Annotated in this window: 13 protein-coding genes and 2 pseudogenes; 12 read left to right on the forward strand and 3 right to left on the reverse strand. The window is 47.6% G+C overall.

The features are described 5' to 3' along the window. Positions 1-82: 82 nt before the first annotated feature. The 7 genes from LDN84_RS10655 to LDN84_RS10685 all read left to right on the forward strand — a co-directional run bounded on the left by LDN84_RS10655 (position 83) and on the right by LDN84_RS10685 (position 6,108). Entirely contained in the window at positions 83-2,368 is a 2,286-nt protein-coding gene (locus LDN84_RS10655) for a heavy metal translocating P-type ATPase (protein ID WP_223912290.1), read from the forward strand. Further along, positions 2,368-2,502, forward strand: a complete 135-nt coding sequence (gene ccoS / locus LDN84_RS10660) for a cbb3-type cytochrome oxidase assembly protein CcoS (RefSeq protein WP_223912293.1) — start codon at positions 2,368-2,370, stop codon at positions 2,500-2,502. Before LDN84_RS10655 ends, ccoS begins: the two co-directional genes overlap by 1 nt. Positions 2,503-2,594: 92 nt before the next feature. After that, complete coding sequence (gene ccoN / locus LDN84_RS10665; protein WP_223912296.1) at positions 2,595-4,031, forward strand: cytochrome-c oxidase, cbb3-type subunit I; 1,437 nt, start codon at positions 2,595-2,597, stop codon at positions 4,029-4,031. Positions 4,032-4,043: 12 nt separating this feature from the next. Continuing rightward, a complete protein-coding gene (gene ccoO, locus LDN84_RS10670; RefSeq protein WP_223912299.1) occupies positions 4,044-4,670 on the forward strand; it encodes a cytochrome-c oxidase, cbb3-type subunit II in 627 nt (208 codons plus the stop codon). A gap of 13 nt (positions 4,671-4,683) precedes the next feature. Then, positions 4,684-4,827 carry a cbb3-type cytochrome oxidase subunit 3 gene (locus tag LDN84_RS10675; protein WP_223912302.1) on the forward strand — a complete coding sequence of 48 codons (144 nt, stop codon included), beginning with the start codon at positions 4,684-4,686 and terminating at the stop codon, positions 4,825-4,827. A 24-nt stretch (positions 4,828-4,851) separates the two neighbouring features. Further along, positions 4,852-5,751 carry a cytochrome-c oxidase, cbb3-type subunit III gene (gene ccoP, locus LDN84_RS10680; protein ID WP_223912305.1) on the forward strand — a complete coding sequence of 300 codons (900 nt, stop codon included), beginning with the start codon at positions 4,852-4,854 and terminating at the stop codon, positions 5,749-5,751. Positions 5,752-5,832: 81 nt separating this feature from the next. Next, positions 5,833-6,108, forward strand: a complete 276-nt coding sequence (locus tag LDN84_RS10685; protein ID WP_223912308.1) for a FixH family protein — start codon at positions 5,833-5,835, stop codon at positions 6,106-6,108. A 33-nt stretch (positions 6,109-6,141) separates the two neighbouring features. Here the strand turns inward: LDN84_RS10685 and LDN84_RS10690 are convergent, their stop codons facing one another. After that, positions 6,142-6,852, reverse strand: coding sequence for a fumarate/nitrate reduction transcriptional regulator Fnr (locus LDN84_RS10690; protein ID WP_223912310.1), 711 nt, complete (start codon positions 6,850-6,852; stop codon positions 6,142-6,144). Between the two features lie 142 nt (positions 6,853-6,994). Here LDN84_RS10690 and hemN point away from each other — a divergent pair, with 142 nt between their 5' ends. The 4 genes and pseudogenes from hemN (at position 6,995) to dusA (ending at position 10,740) form a co-directional block, all read left to right on the forward strand. Then, positions 6,995-8,392: an oxygen-independent coproporphyrinogen III oxidase gene (hemN, locus tag LDN84_RS10695; protein WP_223912313.1), complete on the forward strand. Its 1,398-nt coding sequence runs from the start codon at positions 6,995-6,997 to the stop codon at positions 8,390-8,392. Positions 8,393-8,434: 42 nt separating this feature from the next. Beyond that, a complete protein-coding gene (locus tag LDN84_RS10700) occupies positions 8,435-9,079 on the forward strand; it encodes a sulfite exporter TauE/SafE family protein (protein ID WP_317134842.1) in 645 nt (214 codons plus the stop codon). Between the two features lie 5 nt (positions 9,080-9,084). Then, positions 9,085-9,261: pseudogene (locus tag LDN84_RS23185) on the forward strand (IS1634 family transposase); the annotation flags it as partial. A 462-nt stretch (positions 9,262-9,723) separates the two neighbouring features. Beyond that, on the forward strand, positions 9,724-10,740 hold the full coding sequence (gene dusA, locus LDN84_RS10705; protein ID WP_223912318.1) for a tRNA dihydrouridine(20/20a) synthase DusA: 1,017 nt from the start codon (positions 9,724-9,726) through the stop codon (positions 10,738-10,740). Positions 10,741-10,834: 94 nt separating this feature from the next. On the opposite strand, the gene ccoG is transcribed toward dusA, so the two are convergent. Together ccoG and LDN84_RS10715 are read right to left on the reverse strand one after the other, a co-directional pair. Then, positions 10,835-12,271, reverse strand: coding sequence for a cytochrome c oxidase accessory protein CcoG (ccoG, locus tag LDN84_RS10710; protein ID WP_223912321.1), 1,437 nt, complete (start codon positions 12,269-12,271; stop codon positions 10,835-10,837). 10 nt (positions 12,272-12,281) lie between these two features. Next, positions 12,282-12,917, reverse strand: coding sequence for an MBL fold metallo-hydrolase (locus LDN84_RS10715; RefSeq protein WP_223912324.1), 636 nt, complete (start codon positions 12,915-12,917; stop codon positions 12,282-12,284). 527 nt (positions 12,918-13,444) lie between these two features. Here LDN84_RS10715 and LDN84_RS10720 point away from each other — a divergent pair. After that, positions 13,445-14,681: pseudogene (locus LDN84_RS10720) on the forward strand (transposase); the annotation flags it as partial. Positions 14,682-14,788 lie beyond the last annotated feature (107 nt).

Below are 14,788 nucleotides of genomic sequence, written 5' to 3' on the forward strand. Positions count from 1 at the left end.
TTAATCTTGTGAAATGACACTTCGATCCATCAGTTTGCCAGTCGCAGATCAACTACAGACAGAATTCAATTCAATTGATCACATGGCGCTTCAAGCCAAACCAGATGCTTTGGATACGCTCCAATTGCTGGATGATGAACAGGAATGGACTGCCTTCAGCCGAGCGTCTGCCAGTCAGCAGGGTTGTTGGGAATCCAATGTGTTGATTGAAGGCATGCACTGTGCAGCGTGTGCGCTTTCGATTGAAGATGCACTCAAAACCGTACCAGGTGTGCTTAATGCAGAGGTTAGTGCAGGCAGTCACCGCGCAAAGGTGGTGTGGGCATCTGACCGTGTAGTGCCTTCTGGCTGGATGCAAGCGGTGCAACGAGCTGGATACAGAGCAGTGCCGGCCAATGATGCTTTTGCCCGCGAACGTCGTCAAACACAGGCACGTATGGCGCTTTGGCGCATGATGGTGGCGGGTTTGTGCATGATGCAAGTCATGATGTATGCCTATCCTGCCTATTCAGCTGGACCAGGTGATCTTTCTGCTGAGATGGAGCAGTTGCTTCGCTGGGCATCGTGGGTTTTGAGTTTGCCTGTGCTCATTTTTTCTTGCGGACCTTTTTTCAAAAATGCATGGCGAGATGTTTTGCATCGGAGTGTCAGCATGGATCTGCCGGTTGCCTTGGGCATGCTGATCACTTTTGCGGTGAGTACAGCTGGTACGTTTGAACCCAAAGGTATGTTTGGCGCTGAGGTGTATTTTGATTCATTCACCATGTTTGTGTTTTTTTTACTGTTTGGGCGTTGGTTGGAGCTGCGTTTACGCGACAAAACAGCTGGGGCACTTGAAGCACTTATGAATCGATTGCCAGACAGCGTCAACAGACTCAAGGAAGACGGTAGTTATGAGCGTGTGCCGGTTCGGCGGCTACGGGTGAGCGATGTCATACGGGTATTGCCAGGAGAGTCTTTTGCTGCTGATGGCATCGTGCTGCAGGGTAGTACATCTGTCGATGAATCTCTGTTGACTGGTGAATCGCGACCTCTTTCAAGAGGTATTGGGGATGAGGTTATTTCTGGCAGTCATAACCTATCTGGTTTAGTGCAAATTCGTGTCAACAAGGTGGGGGCGGAAACCCGTTTTGCGCAAATTGTGGGTTTGATGGAAAGTGCCTCCACGACCAAACCCGCTTTGGCACGCTTGGCCGATACCATTGCGAAGCCCTTTTTGATCGGGGTATTGATTGCTGCAGGTTTGGCCTGTGCCTATTGGTGGCAGACCGATCCTGAAAAGGCCTTGATGGTCGCCGTATCTGTTTTGGTGGTGACTTGTCCGTGTGCTTTGTCTCTAGCTACACCGGCGGCAATGTTGTCTGCAGCCGGTGCGCTCGCAAAACGTGGTGTTTTGGTCCGTCGACTGGAGGCTTTTGAGTCGCTGGCTGCAATCGATACGGTGATGTTTGATAAAACTGGTACATTGACCCGGGATGCTATGGTGCTGGCACGGATGAGCGTTCGAAGTGGTATTGTTGAGCAGCATGCGTTATCTATGGCCGCAGCTTTGGCTCAGTATTCATTGCATCCGGTTTCCAGAGCCATTGAATCTGCATTCAATTTGACGGCCTCGCATGAAAAATGGATCGTCAATCAAGTTTCAGAAATTTCCGGGCAGGGCATTCTCGGGTTTGTCCGTGCAGTCGACTCATCTGTTTTGGGTAGATATTTACGGTTTGGTTCAGCTGATTTTTGTGGTGTGACTACATCCAATACTGATGCGCTACAGGTTCATTTGAGCGATGAAGATGGCTGGCTGGCAAGTTTTGAATTTCAGGAGGATATTCGACCAGATGCTTCTGATACGGTGGCTGCTTTGCAACACGAAGGGATTCGCGTGAATTTGCTCTCTGGTGATGCCAGTGATGCTGCGAATCGTGTAGCCGCCCAAGTCGGTATCACGGAAGTCAGAGGACATTGTTCCCCACAGGACAAACTTGATTTTTTGCGGGACGCTCAAGTGCAAGGGCATAGAGTTGCCGTTGTTGGTGATGGGTTGAATGACGGTCCAGTGTTGGCCGGTGCGCATGTCTCTTTTGCTTTTGGTCAAGCCGTGCCATTGGCCCAGGCACAAGCAGATTTTTTGGTTTCAAGCAGCCGGTTGACCCATGTGGTGGATGCCTTGTTGTTGTCCCGGCGAACCTTGACTGTGGTACGTCAAAATCTCTGGTGGGCTGCCGTTTACAACGCAGTATGTGTTCCACTGGCGGTTTTAGGTTTATTACCAGCTTGGCTTGCAGGTTTGGGCATGGCAGGAAGTTCTTTGTTGGTTGTTCTTAACGCCTTGAAATTGTCAAAAAACTTTGAATTTAAACGGAAAAACTGATGGATATTCTTTATATGCTGGTACCACTATCAGTTGTGTTGGTTTTTTTTATCATTGGCGGTGTATGGTGGGCAATCGTTAGCGGCCAGTTTGATGATCTTGAGCAAGAGGGGGAGCGGATTCTTAAGGATTGATAAGAATTTATTGATTTGAGTTGATTTGTATCAAATGGCGCACGCGCTGAAGCGTGCACACTAGCAGGCGTATAAACTGAAAAGAGGTGAACATGGCATTTCCAAATTCGCAGGCAACAACTTACAACGACAAGGTTGTAAGGCAGTTTGCCATCATGACAGTGGTGTGGGGTGTGGTGGGCATGCTGGTTGGCGTGATCATTGCCGCCCAGTTGGCTTGGCCGGAGCTCAATCTGGGTATTTCGTTTTTGTCATTTGGGCGATTACGGCCTTTGCATACGAATGCGGTAATTTTTGCGTTTGGTGGTTGTGGTTTGTTTGCTACCTCATATTACGTGGTGCAGCGGACCTGTCAGGTACGTCTGTTCAGTGACAAACTGGCTTCATTTACCTTTTGGGCTTGGCAGCTGGTTATTCTTGCTGCTGCGGTTTCTTTGCCTTTGGGTTTTACTGAAGGCAAAGAGTATGCTGAGTTGGAGTGGCCAATCGACATCCTGATTACGGTGGTCTGGGTAGCTTACGCGATCAACTTTTTCGGCACTGTGGGTACGCGTAAAGTCAAGCATATTTATGTGGCCAATTGGTTCTTTGGTGCTTTTATTTTGGCGGTGGCGCTTTTGCACATAGTCAATAGTGCAGCGATCCCGGCTGGCCCAATGAAGTCTTATTCGGCGTATGCTGGTGTGCAAGATGCAATGGTGCAATGGTGGTATGGTCACAATGCAGTGGGCTTCTTCCTGACGGCTGGCTTCTTGGGCATGATGTATTACTTTATTCCCAAGCAAGCAGGCCGTCCGGTTTACTCTTATCGCCTGTCAATTGTTCACTTCTGGGCATTGATCTTTACATACATGTGGGCGGGTCCTCACCATCTGCACTACACAGCTTTGCCTGACTGGACGCAATCTCTTGGTATGGTTTTTTCACTGATTCTGTTAGCTCCAAGTTGGGGTGGCATGATCAATGGCATCATGACTTTGTCTGGTGCATGGCACAAACTGCGTGATGACCCGATTCTGCGTTTTCTGATCGTGTCATTGTCTTTCTACGGTATGTCTACCTTTGAAGGCCCCATGATGGCCATCAAGACTGTGAATGCTCTGTCTCACTACACAGACTGGACTGTAGGTCATGTGCACTCTGGTGCTTTGGGTTGGGTGGGGTTGGTAACCATGGGTTCCATGTATTACTTGATTCCACGTTTGTTTGGTCAAAAACAAATGTTCAGCATGAAGGCTGTTGAGGTGCACTTCTATATGGCTACGATAGGTATCGTGCTTTATATCGCAGCACTGTGGATTGCAGGTGTGATGCAAGGCTTGATGTGGAGATCCATCAACGCTGATGGAACTTTGACCTACACTTTTGTTGAATCTGTCAAAGCTAGCTATCCTTTTTATGTGCTTCGTTTGGCTGGTGGTTTGTTGTACCTCTCTGGCATGATCATCATGCTGTGGAACACCATCAAGACGGCCACAGCTGGGCGCTCTGTTACCGTCAATATCCCTGCTGTTGTCGCTCACGCTTGAGGAAAATAAATTATGTCTACATCTAATCAAAGTGGCGGCATGTCGCATTCAACAATCGAAACCAATAATGGTTTGATGATTGTGTTGATGTTAATTGTGTTACTGTTTGGCGGTTTGGTTGAAATCGTTCCTTTGTTCTTCCAAAAGACAACCACGATCCCGGCACCTGGTCTTAAGCCCTATACATCACTTCAGTTGGCTGGGCGTGACATCTATACTCGGGAGGGTTGTTACAACTGCCATTCGCAGATGATTCGCCCATTCCGTGCCGAAACACTACGCTATGGTCCTTATTCCAAGGCGAATGAGTTTGTATATGACCACCCGTTTCAGTGGGGAAGCAAACGCACCGGTCCTGATTTGCATCGTGTAGGAGGCAAGTACAGTGACCAGTGGCAAATCACGCACTTGAACAATCCGCGTGATTTGGTTCCTGAGTCGATCATGCCAGCATATCCTTGGCTGAAAGATACGCCAGTTAATGCAGCGACTATGCCTTCGCATATGGCGGCCTTACGTAAAGTGGGTGTGCCATATACAGATGCTGAAATTGCGGCTTCTGTGGAGGAGCTCAAAGGCAAGACTGAAATGGAAGCTGTCGTAGCTTACCTGCAGGTTCTTGGTACGACATCGAAGTAATTAGGAGGCATTCATGGAGTTTGATGTCAACGCCCTTCGCTCACTGTCCACAGTGGTTAGTTTTGTGTGCTTCATTGGAGTTGTTGTGTGGGCTTTTTCACGCAAAAATTCTGCTGAATTTGAACAAGCTGCCAACTTGCCTTTTGAGCAAGATTGACCCTCACACCTAATAGGAAAAATAATGAGCGATTTCACAAGTAATTTCTGGGAAATATATATTTCCGGCATCACTTTGGTAGGCATTGTGGCCTGTCTGATTTTGTTGGTTATTACCGGCAAGATGAAGGCCACAACAGCGGCCGACAATACTACAGGTCACGTTTGGGATGGTGATCTGCGCGAAATGAACAATCCTCTGCCAAGGTGGTGGAGTTATATGTTTGTTTTTACCGTGATTTTTTCACTGGTTTATCTAGTGCTTTATCCTGGACTGGGGAGTTACCAAGGTACTTTAGGATGGTCTTCGGCCAAATTGCACGCTGATGAGGTTGCTAAGGGTAATGCTGAAATTGCGCCAATTTATGCCAAGTTCATGTCTATGAAGCCAGAGGATGTGGCGAAAGATGCACAAGCTATGGCCATTGGAGAGCGTTTATACGGAAACAATTGCGCACAATGCCATGCATCTGATGCTCGTGGTAACAAAGGTTTTCCTAATTTGACAGATGGCGACTGGCTTCATGGTGGTACGCCTGAAAAAATTAAGGAAACCATTACGGGTGGTCGTATTGGCAATATGCCACCCATGGCTGCGGCTGTGGGGTCTGCTGAAGATGTCAAAAACGTAGCTCAATATGTGTTAAGTTTATCGGGTAGTCCACACGACTCAGCTCGTGCTGCTTTAGGTCAAGAAAAATTTGCAGTTTGTGCCGCTTGCCATGGTGCTGACGGTAAGGGCATGCAAGCAGTTGGCTCAGCCAATCTGACTGACAATATTTGGTTGCATGGGTTTGGTGAGAAAGCCATTATTGAAATGGTCAATAATGGTAAAGTGAATGTGATGCCTGCTCAAGCTGAACGACTCACGGAAGCACAGATTCACGTATTGACTTCTTATATTTGGGGTTTGTCAAACAAGTAATTATTTGACTCTGCCGCTCAAGACTTGGTCTTCACATTTGAAGGCCAAGTCTTTTTACTTTTTCGAAAAACTCAGAATCTTATGAATGTCAGTCTCAAAAATGCAGCAGATCTTCCGTGGTGGAGGCATAAGTTTGTCTGGTTGGTGATTGCCGGACCAGCTATTGTGGTTGTAGCCAGTTTCATTACTCTATATTTGGCAATCAGTCGACCCAACGAGATCATTAGCGATGAGTCTTACAGACCACAAAGACAGTCTGATCAGTCGATTGAAGCACGAAGAAAAGAAAGCGGAGAAGCACCAGCAATGCAAGGTCGTAATCACGCTGCAACTGGGATTGTTCCTCCGACTAAATGACTAAATGAATAAATGAATAAATGAATAAATGAATTATTTTGGATTCACAATGTCTTGCAAGGCATCCGTGTTCAAAATGTGAACATGTCGTTGCTTGACTTCCACAATGCCATCATCTACAAACTTTGAAAATGTTCGACTGATGGTTTCAAGTTTGAGGCCCAAAAAACTGCCGATTTCCTCACGAGTCATACGTAAAACAAGCTCTGACTGCGAGAAGCCTCGGGCATGAAGACGTTGAGCTAAATTCAGGAGGAATGCAGCCAAGCGCTCTTCAGCTCGCATGCTGCCAAGTAACAACATCACTCCGTGTTCGCGCACAATTTCTCGACTCATTATTTTGTGTACATGGTGCTGAAGTGCATTCACTTCTCTTGATAAATTTTCGATTTGCGCAAAAGGCATGGCGCAAATTTCACCATCTTCAAGAGCTACAGCATCACAGGTATGTTGATCATGCACGATGCCATCTAATCCAATGATTTCCCCGGCCATTTGAAAGCCAGTCACCTGGTCACGCCCATCTTCGGAAGTAATACAGGTTTTGAAGAAACCAGTTCGAATGGCATAAAGATTGGTAAATCTGTCGCCATTGTGGAAAACCCTCTCGCCGCGTTTGATTTTCCGTCGCGAGCCAATGATTCCATCAATGCGGTCGAGTTCATCATCTGTCAGGCCTACGGGCATACATAGCTCACGCATGTTGCAGTCTGAGCATGCTATTTTGATGGTTTCATGGTTCATGGTTGAGATTTTGACATTGTTTCAGCCTTTGTTCTGATTTAAGTCAATTTTCATTTGAGCTGTTTTTGTAGCTTTGTTGATCAAGATCAAGAATAGCTAGTTGTTTTTTTGGCACATTAAGCCGCACTGTAAAGGAATATTCATGATTGAAAGTGCAGCCGAGCCCATCTCCGAGAGTCTGATTCGTCAATATGATGTTTCTGGGCCTCGATATACGTCATATCCGACAGCTGATCGTTTTGTAGAGGCCTTTACTTCTCAAGATTACATTCAAGCGCTTGAACAACGCCGTTCCGGTGCTGCGGCCATGGTATTGCCGCTATCTCTCTATATCCACATCCCATTTTGCGAATCGCTATGCTACTACTGTGCGTGCAATAAAATTATCACCAAGCATCATGATCGATCTGCTGCCTATTTGAAATACTTAGGTCGTGAGGTTGACTTGCACATTCAGCATATGGGTGTGGGGCAGGTTGTTTCACAGTTACATTTGGGTGGAGGTTCGCCTACTTTCATGTCAGATAGTGAACTGCGCGAACTGATGGTCATGCTCAGGCGCAATTTTACTTTGACACCAGGTGGTGAATACTCTATTGAAATTGATCCACGAACCATTGATGCGTCAAGACTAGACGCACTGGCTGAATTGGGGTTTAACCGTCTGAGTTTTGGTGTTCAGGATTTTGATCCGGTTGTACAAAAAGCAGTTCATCGTGTCCAACCTGCAGAACAGGTATTCACCCTGGTAGAAGCCGCTCGCCAGCGTGGCTTTGAATCCATTAATGTGGATTTGATATATGGCTTGCCAGAGCAAACCATAGAATCTGTTAATCGCACATTGGCACAAATTAACCAGCTCAAACCTGACCGTATAGCACTTTATGCGTATGCTCATTTGCCGGAAAGGTTCAAGCCGCAGCGCCGCATCTCATCGGTTGAAATTCCTACTGCAGCCTCCAAAATTTCCATGCTGGCTAATTCGATGGCAGCCTTGATAGCTGCTGGCTATGTGTACATAGGGATGGATCATTTCGCATTACCCAATGATTCTTTGGCAGTGGCAAAACGGCAGGGTCGATTGCATCGCAATTTCCAAGGGTACAGTACCCAACCCGATTGCGATATGATTGGCTTAGGTGTTTCTTCTATTGGTCGTGTAGGAGCAACGTACAGTCAAAATGCAAAAACCCTTGAGGACTATTACGACTATTTGGATCAAGGGCTGTTCCCTGTTGTGCGCGGGTTGGCGTTGACGCGTGATGATTTGGTGCGCAGGGCAGTCATCATGGCCTTGATGTGCCAGGGGCGCTTATCTTTTGAGTCTATTGAGCTGGCTTATTTGATCAATTTCAGACAATATTTCGTCAAAGAGATGGAAATCATGCAATCTCAAGTAGAGCAAGGGTTGGTTGAAATCGAAGAAAGCGGAATTAAGGTCACTGATAAAGGATGGTTCTTTGTGCGGGCCGTGGCCATGGTGTTTGATCGTTATTTGCAATCTGATCGTACTCGCGCTAAATTTTCTAAAATTCTCTAAATTCCCCGGATGCAAACTACCCTTGCAACCACCGCACTTTTGATGGGTTTAGCCGGCGGCCCTCACTGCATTGCCATGTGCGGTGCCGCATGCGCGGGTATTGGTCAAGCTGCTGGGTCTGATAAAGCTACTGCAATGTGGATGTTTCAGTTGGGGCGCGTGATTGGGTATGCTGGCTTGGGGGCCTTGGCTGCGACCTCCATGCAAGGCTTGGGGTGGCTGACAGTACAGTCTTCTGCGCTACGTCCCGTTTGGACTATGTTTCACGTGGCCATGGTCACGTTAGGTTTTGTACTGCTACTGAAAGCGCAACAACCGATCTGGATGGAGCAAGCTGGCCGAAAAATATGGATGAGCGCCAAAGGACTGGCTATGGGGCAGGGAAGAGGGGCTCCCTTGGTTGTTGGTATCCTTTGGACTTTTTTGCCTTGTGGCTTGCTTTATTCTGCATTATTGGTCGCAGGTTTGACTGGCCATGCGCTTGATGGTGCTCTGGTGATGGCTTTATTTGCCTTGGGCACTAGTGTATCCATGATGTTAGGGCCGTGGTTGTGGCTTCGCATGAAAGGTAATGGCTCTGGTGACTGGGGTATCCGACTAGCGGGTTTTGCGCTGGCTGTTAGCTCTTCGTGGGCACTTTGGATGGCCTTCGCTCATGATGCTGCACCGTGGTGTATCGCGCCCTGATCGGTAAGTCATTGGCTGACATTGAACGCGGGTTTCGGAGGCTCAAGTCTGAGATCAAGATTGGGCCGATTCACCACCGCTTGCCTGATCGGACTCACGTCCACGCATCGATTTGCTTTATAGCGCTGATTCTATATCGCGTGATGCGTCATCGTCTCAAGGTCAGCCATGCCAATATTTCGCAAGGCGTGCATTTGGTCGTCAGTATCAGGCCGTCACGGTCAATGATTTGGAGTCCATTTCAGCACTCTTCAGCTTCAACCAGAAACACACGGGGATTTTGCAAGCACTGACCACTGACTATCAAGAAGTCCGCGCTCACAGTGATGACGGGCACTGTTCAATGAGCTTACCACTCAGCATGGCCCGGGACATTGGTGAGCACAAAGATGTGCATCCCGTTTGTGAGAGTGAATCAAATTCGACACCTTCTATCGACTAATGCTGTCTTGGTCATTTCGGTGTGGTTATTCGTTTTCTTGCGAAAATTTTGGCAGATTGCATGGTGATTTCCCAAAGGCGCGGGCATTACCTCTTGTTTCTTTAAGCGCACTTGGATCGCTTACGGGGTTGGGGATGTTATTGAGTACGTTTTTCGACGGCAAGATCAAGTCTGGGACAGGTTGAATGAGGATAATCCTTGTATGCCAAGTTTTCAGACATCTTCACCAAATCGCAGGCGACTTTCCGTCGCGCCGATGCTCAATTGGACTGATCGACACTGTAGGTACTTTCATCGTTTATTGTCGAAGCAGGCATTGTTGTACACGGAAATGGTCACCACCGGTGCGCTCATTCACGGAGATGTTGCACACCATTTGATGTTTAACCTAGAAGAGCATCCAGTAGTGCTGCAACTTGGAGGCAGCGAGCCAGCTGATTTAGCCCGGTGCGCTCGTCTGGCGCAACAATGGGGCTATGACGAAGTTAATTTGAATTGCGGTTGTCCGAGTGAGCGTGTGCAGCGCGGTGCTTTTGGTGCCTGCCTTATGAAGGAGCCAAGTTTGGTTGCTGACGGTATTAAAGCGATGCTGGATGCAGTTAGTATCCCGGTCACTGTGAAACACCGTATTGGTATTGATAAAGTTGAAAGCTATGCTTTTGTACGCGACTTTGTGGGTGAAATCAGTCGAGCTGGGTGTGGAACTTTCATTGTTCATGCACGTAATGCTTGGTTGCAAGGCTTAAGCCCGAAAGACAATCGAGAAGTGCCAACCTTACGTTATGAGATGGTTTATCAACTCAAGCGTGATTTTCCTCAATTGGAGTTTGTGCTTAATGGAGGGGTTTCCACCACTGAGCAATTGCATCAACATCTGGTTCATGTGGATGGTGTCATGTTAGGCCGTGAAGCCTATCAGAACCCTTGGTGGATAGCACAATGGGATGCGGAGGTTTATCAATCCGAACCATATACCAACCACGAATCTATACCCACCATACTTTCGCACGAATTGGTTGAGCAACAGATGGTGTCCTATATGCAGCGTGAGCAGGCTGCATACGGAACGCCGTGGACCAATATTGCGCGTCACATGCTGGGTTTACGACACGGACTACCTGGATCAAGGCGCTGGCGGCAGGTTTGGAGTGACCACAAACTTAGAACCTGTTCTCCTGAACAGGTTATGGAACTGGCGCATGGGCGTTTGAACTATTGATCTAGTTTGATGAGGTTTTAAGCTGCATATTTGACATGGCAATCTTTAAAAGTAGCCATCCACCAATTCTCAATTACAGTCAAACCAACAACCCTCAATTGGGGATCATAAATTTAGATTCTTCTCGGAGTTGACCAGGGCTATCAAGCGACTCAATAATGAAATGAATCTCATGTGATCCTGGTTTTTCAGTTTCAGGAGGTACTTGCACCCGAACAGGTACCCAACGAGCTTTAGTGGCATCCAAGCTGATCGTGTCCTCTGACATGATTTTGATACCAGGCAAACCCTCAACAGATATCTTGTAACGCTGAGCTGATTCAGTTGCGTTCATCACTTGAATACTGTAGACGTTTTCTACTTTGCCAGCATCGACTACACGAGCCATCACGCCACGGTCACGAACCACGTCTGCTTTGAATGGTGTCCTCGTCGCCAAACTTATAAAAATTGCCGAAATAATCCCCATCAGAATCGATGTGTATACAAGAACCCGTGGCCTAAGCACACGTTTAATGGTTTGTTCTTTTGTCCAATGACCTTTCATCGCGTTTTCAGTCGAGTATTTAACCAAACCGCGCGGATAGCCAACTTTGTCCATAACCGTGTCGCAAACGTCTGCGCAGGCTCCGCACCCAATGCACTCGTACTGCAAGCCTTTCCGAATATCGATCCCGGTTGGACACACCTGCACACACAAACTGCAATCTACACAAGCTCCTAAATTCAGTTGCTTTAGATCGGCTTTTTTAGAACGTGCGCCACGCGGTTCACCACGCGCTTCATCATAGGTCACGATCAAAGTGTCTTTGTCAAACATGGCACTTTGAAAGCGTGCATAAGGGCACATGTGTTTGCAAATTTGTTCACGCATGAAACCAGCGTTACCGTAAGTAGCAAAGCCATAAAAAAAGACCCAAAAGAATTCCCAAGCAGCTAATTTGCCTCCCAAAAATGCATCGGCCATCTCACGCATTGGAACGAAGTACCCAACAAATGTGAAACCCGTCCAGAAAGCGAAAGCGATCCACAAAAATTGCTTGCCAGCCTTACGAATAAACCCTTCAGCTGTCATTGGACTTTGGTCACGACGCATGCGTGCAGCACGGTCACCCTCCAGTTTTTTTTCTATCCACAAAAATATTTCGGTATAAACCGTTTGTGGACAAGCATAGCCACACCATAAACGTCCAGCCACGGCCGTAAACAGAAACAGCGACAAGGCCGCAATAATCATCAAGCCGGTAAGGTAAATAAAGTCTTGTGGATATAAAACCAAACCGAAAATGTAGAAGCGACGCACACTCAAATCAAACAATACAGCTTGGCGTTGACCCCATTCAATCCATGGCAAACCGTAGAAAACAATCTGTGTGACCCAAACCATGATCCAGCGCCATGTTGAAAAAATCCCGGATACGCTACGTGGATAAATTTTTTGATGAGCGGCATACAAAGACACTAGCTCTTCTTTTGGTTCCGTTACTGCAATAGGTATTACCTTTTTAATTTCTTTATTATTAATAGTCATTATGGATTCCTTAAAAATTTGATTCAAATGATTTTTTTTCAACCAAAGCTGACATATGTGCCAAAAACTCATCGCGTGTGAGGCTGGCAAAAAATGGATGCCAACGTCGCTGTTCCTGTACGGTGCTGACGGCGCGTGCGCGGTTTTCATGGCCGACAAATAAAAGGGTTTCATCCGGCATGGTAAATATCCGCTGTGTCACACTGTCCCATAAGGCCTCTGGTGCAGCGGGATGTGATTGGTGTGGACAAGTCGTTATGGCAAACAATCCTCCGCAAAAAAGGCGATCCCGCCAGCCAAAACTCAGGCAATTTACCGTGTGTCCAGGGGTCTTTAGTAGGTGCATCACCTCATTACCAAACGGCAAAAATGAACCATCTTCCAATGACCATTGTGCAAGTTCGCTACCTTGAACCAAGGGTGCGCCAAGATATGCTAGCTGAGCACGCTCATTTACCTGAATTTCATCATGCTGGTGTGTACGCAACACCCAGCGCAGGCGCAGATCACGCTCTGCAAGTAACGCTGAAAGTACTGGCAAATCACACGCATATGGGTCAATGAGTACCGCTTCACGGACATCTTGATCAGCCAGTAAATACGTCAATTCACCGCTGATTTCATTGTTCAGAATGCGAAAGTACATGTTAGTCACGCCGTAGTCCAAGTGTATTAGCGACAATAAATTGAAAATTTGTCATGGCAGTTCTCACTAATTTGACAGATACCAATCAAATTTCATGCCAAATCAATATACATAAATTTATTCTATTAAATTCATAGAGTTACATTAAAATTAGTCAAACCCCAAACCTGCAATGTTAAACATAACTGACAATATTGGCAGTTATTTGATGCATCAATCTGCCATTTTTGACGAGAATGACGTTGAGCATATGTGCCAAACATGAGACTTCACGTTAACAATCGGCACTTCTACTCCGCGTTTTAATGCTGAAAAAAAATCCATGCCAACTTTCACGGCAAGTAAACCATGTTGGACTGAACTGCCTACTTAAATGGTTGTGATGAAGGATTGAATGCTCCCCCATTTGTGGCATCAGATCATAGCGGGGTACAAACGCTAATCCGCTAACAGGTCAACTCGCATACACAAAGCCATTACACATTGATGCCAGACTAATAGCGGGGATACTTTCTGATGGATTGGACATGCAGTCCGTTGACTTTTTCAGTAGCCGAATTGATGCTCATAATCAATTTGAGCGACCCGCTGGCGGTTTTGTCCACATGGTTTCCTTGGAGTCAAATCGAAGCGGCTATTGCGGCCAAGTTCGAACACCAGAACCGCTTCGCTCGAACCCTCAAATCCTCAAATCCGATGACATGTTTGGCATCAGTGTGGTTGTGGTCGGAGGTGGGCGCAGCAACGCCGGTCGGCCCAAACTGCCCATTCGCCTGATGGTCAGTCTGCTGTACCTCAAGAACAGCTTCAACCTCAGTGACGAAGAGTTGGTGACGCGCTGGTGTGAGAACATCGTCTGGCAATACTTCAGCGGCATGCACTACTTGCACTACTACGAGCATCGCCTGCCCTGCGATGCCACACAGATCGGCCACTTCCGAAAAGCCTTGGGCGAAGACGGCATAGAGTTGCTGCTCAAAGCCACCATCGACACCGCTGTCGCCATCGAAGCAGTCAGACCCCAGGACCTGGAGTGGATGATCGTTGACACCACGGTGCAGGAAAAAGCTATTGCCAACCCGATGGACAGCCGTCTGCTGGAGATTGCCCGTCATAAGATCGTCAGTGCCGCCAAACGCGCAGGCATCCAACTCAAAAGACCTTTGCCAAAGAAGGCAAGGCCTTGCGCTGGATGGCAGGAGGCTACGTCCATGCCAAACAGTTCCGCCGTCTTCAGCGCGCGCTCAAACGCCAGCGCATCATCCTGGGCTTCGTCATCCGGGAGGCGCAACAAGTCGAATGCATCGGTAAAGGCAAAGCCAGAAAACCCTATGAGTTTTGTGTCAAGAGCGCCGTGGCGGTATCACACGAACACGGCCTGGTGCTGGGTGCACGCACCTTCCCCGGCGATCCCTATGACGGCTACATCCTGAGTCCGTACTGAAGCAGGCCACCAACCTGACACAAGACATTGCCTTCAAGCTCAAACACATCGTGGTCGATCTGGGTTTTGGTGGGGTCGATGCTGACAACCCTGGCAAAGAGCTCATTCACCGTGGCAAGTTCAAGTCATTGAGCAAACAGCAAAAAGGATGGCTCAAACGCAGAACAGCAATGGAGCCTGCCATCGGGCACTTGAAGTCTGATCACAGCATGGATCGTTATTGGCTGTAGGGTACCCTGGGTGATGCATTGCATTCGATCAGTTGTGCTGCGGGCTACAACCTGCGTTGGCTAATGCGGGTGATTGCCCGTCTGGGCATTGGGCCTGTTTTTTGCGTCTGTTGGAGGCAACGCTGTCACCAGTGCATGGGCCTGTGCGCCACTATGCACCACTGATCTGGGCAATCGAACCATCTGGCTGGCTGTTC

It is taken from the genome of Rhodoferax lithotrophicus (assembly GCF_019973615.1).
Taxonomy (GTDB): Bacteria; Pseudomonadota; Gammaproteobacteria; order Burkholderiales; family Burkholderiaceae_C; genus Rhodoferax; species Rhodoferax lithotrophicus.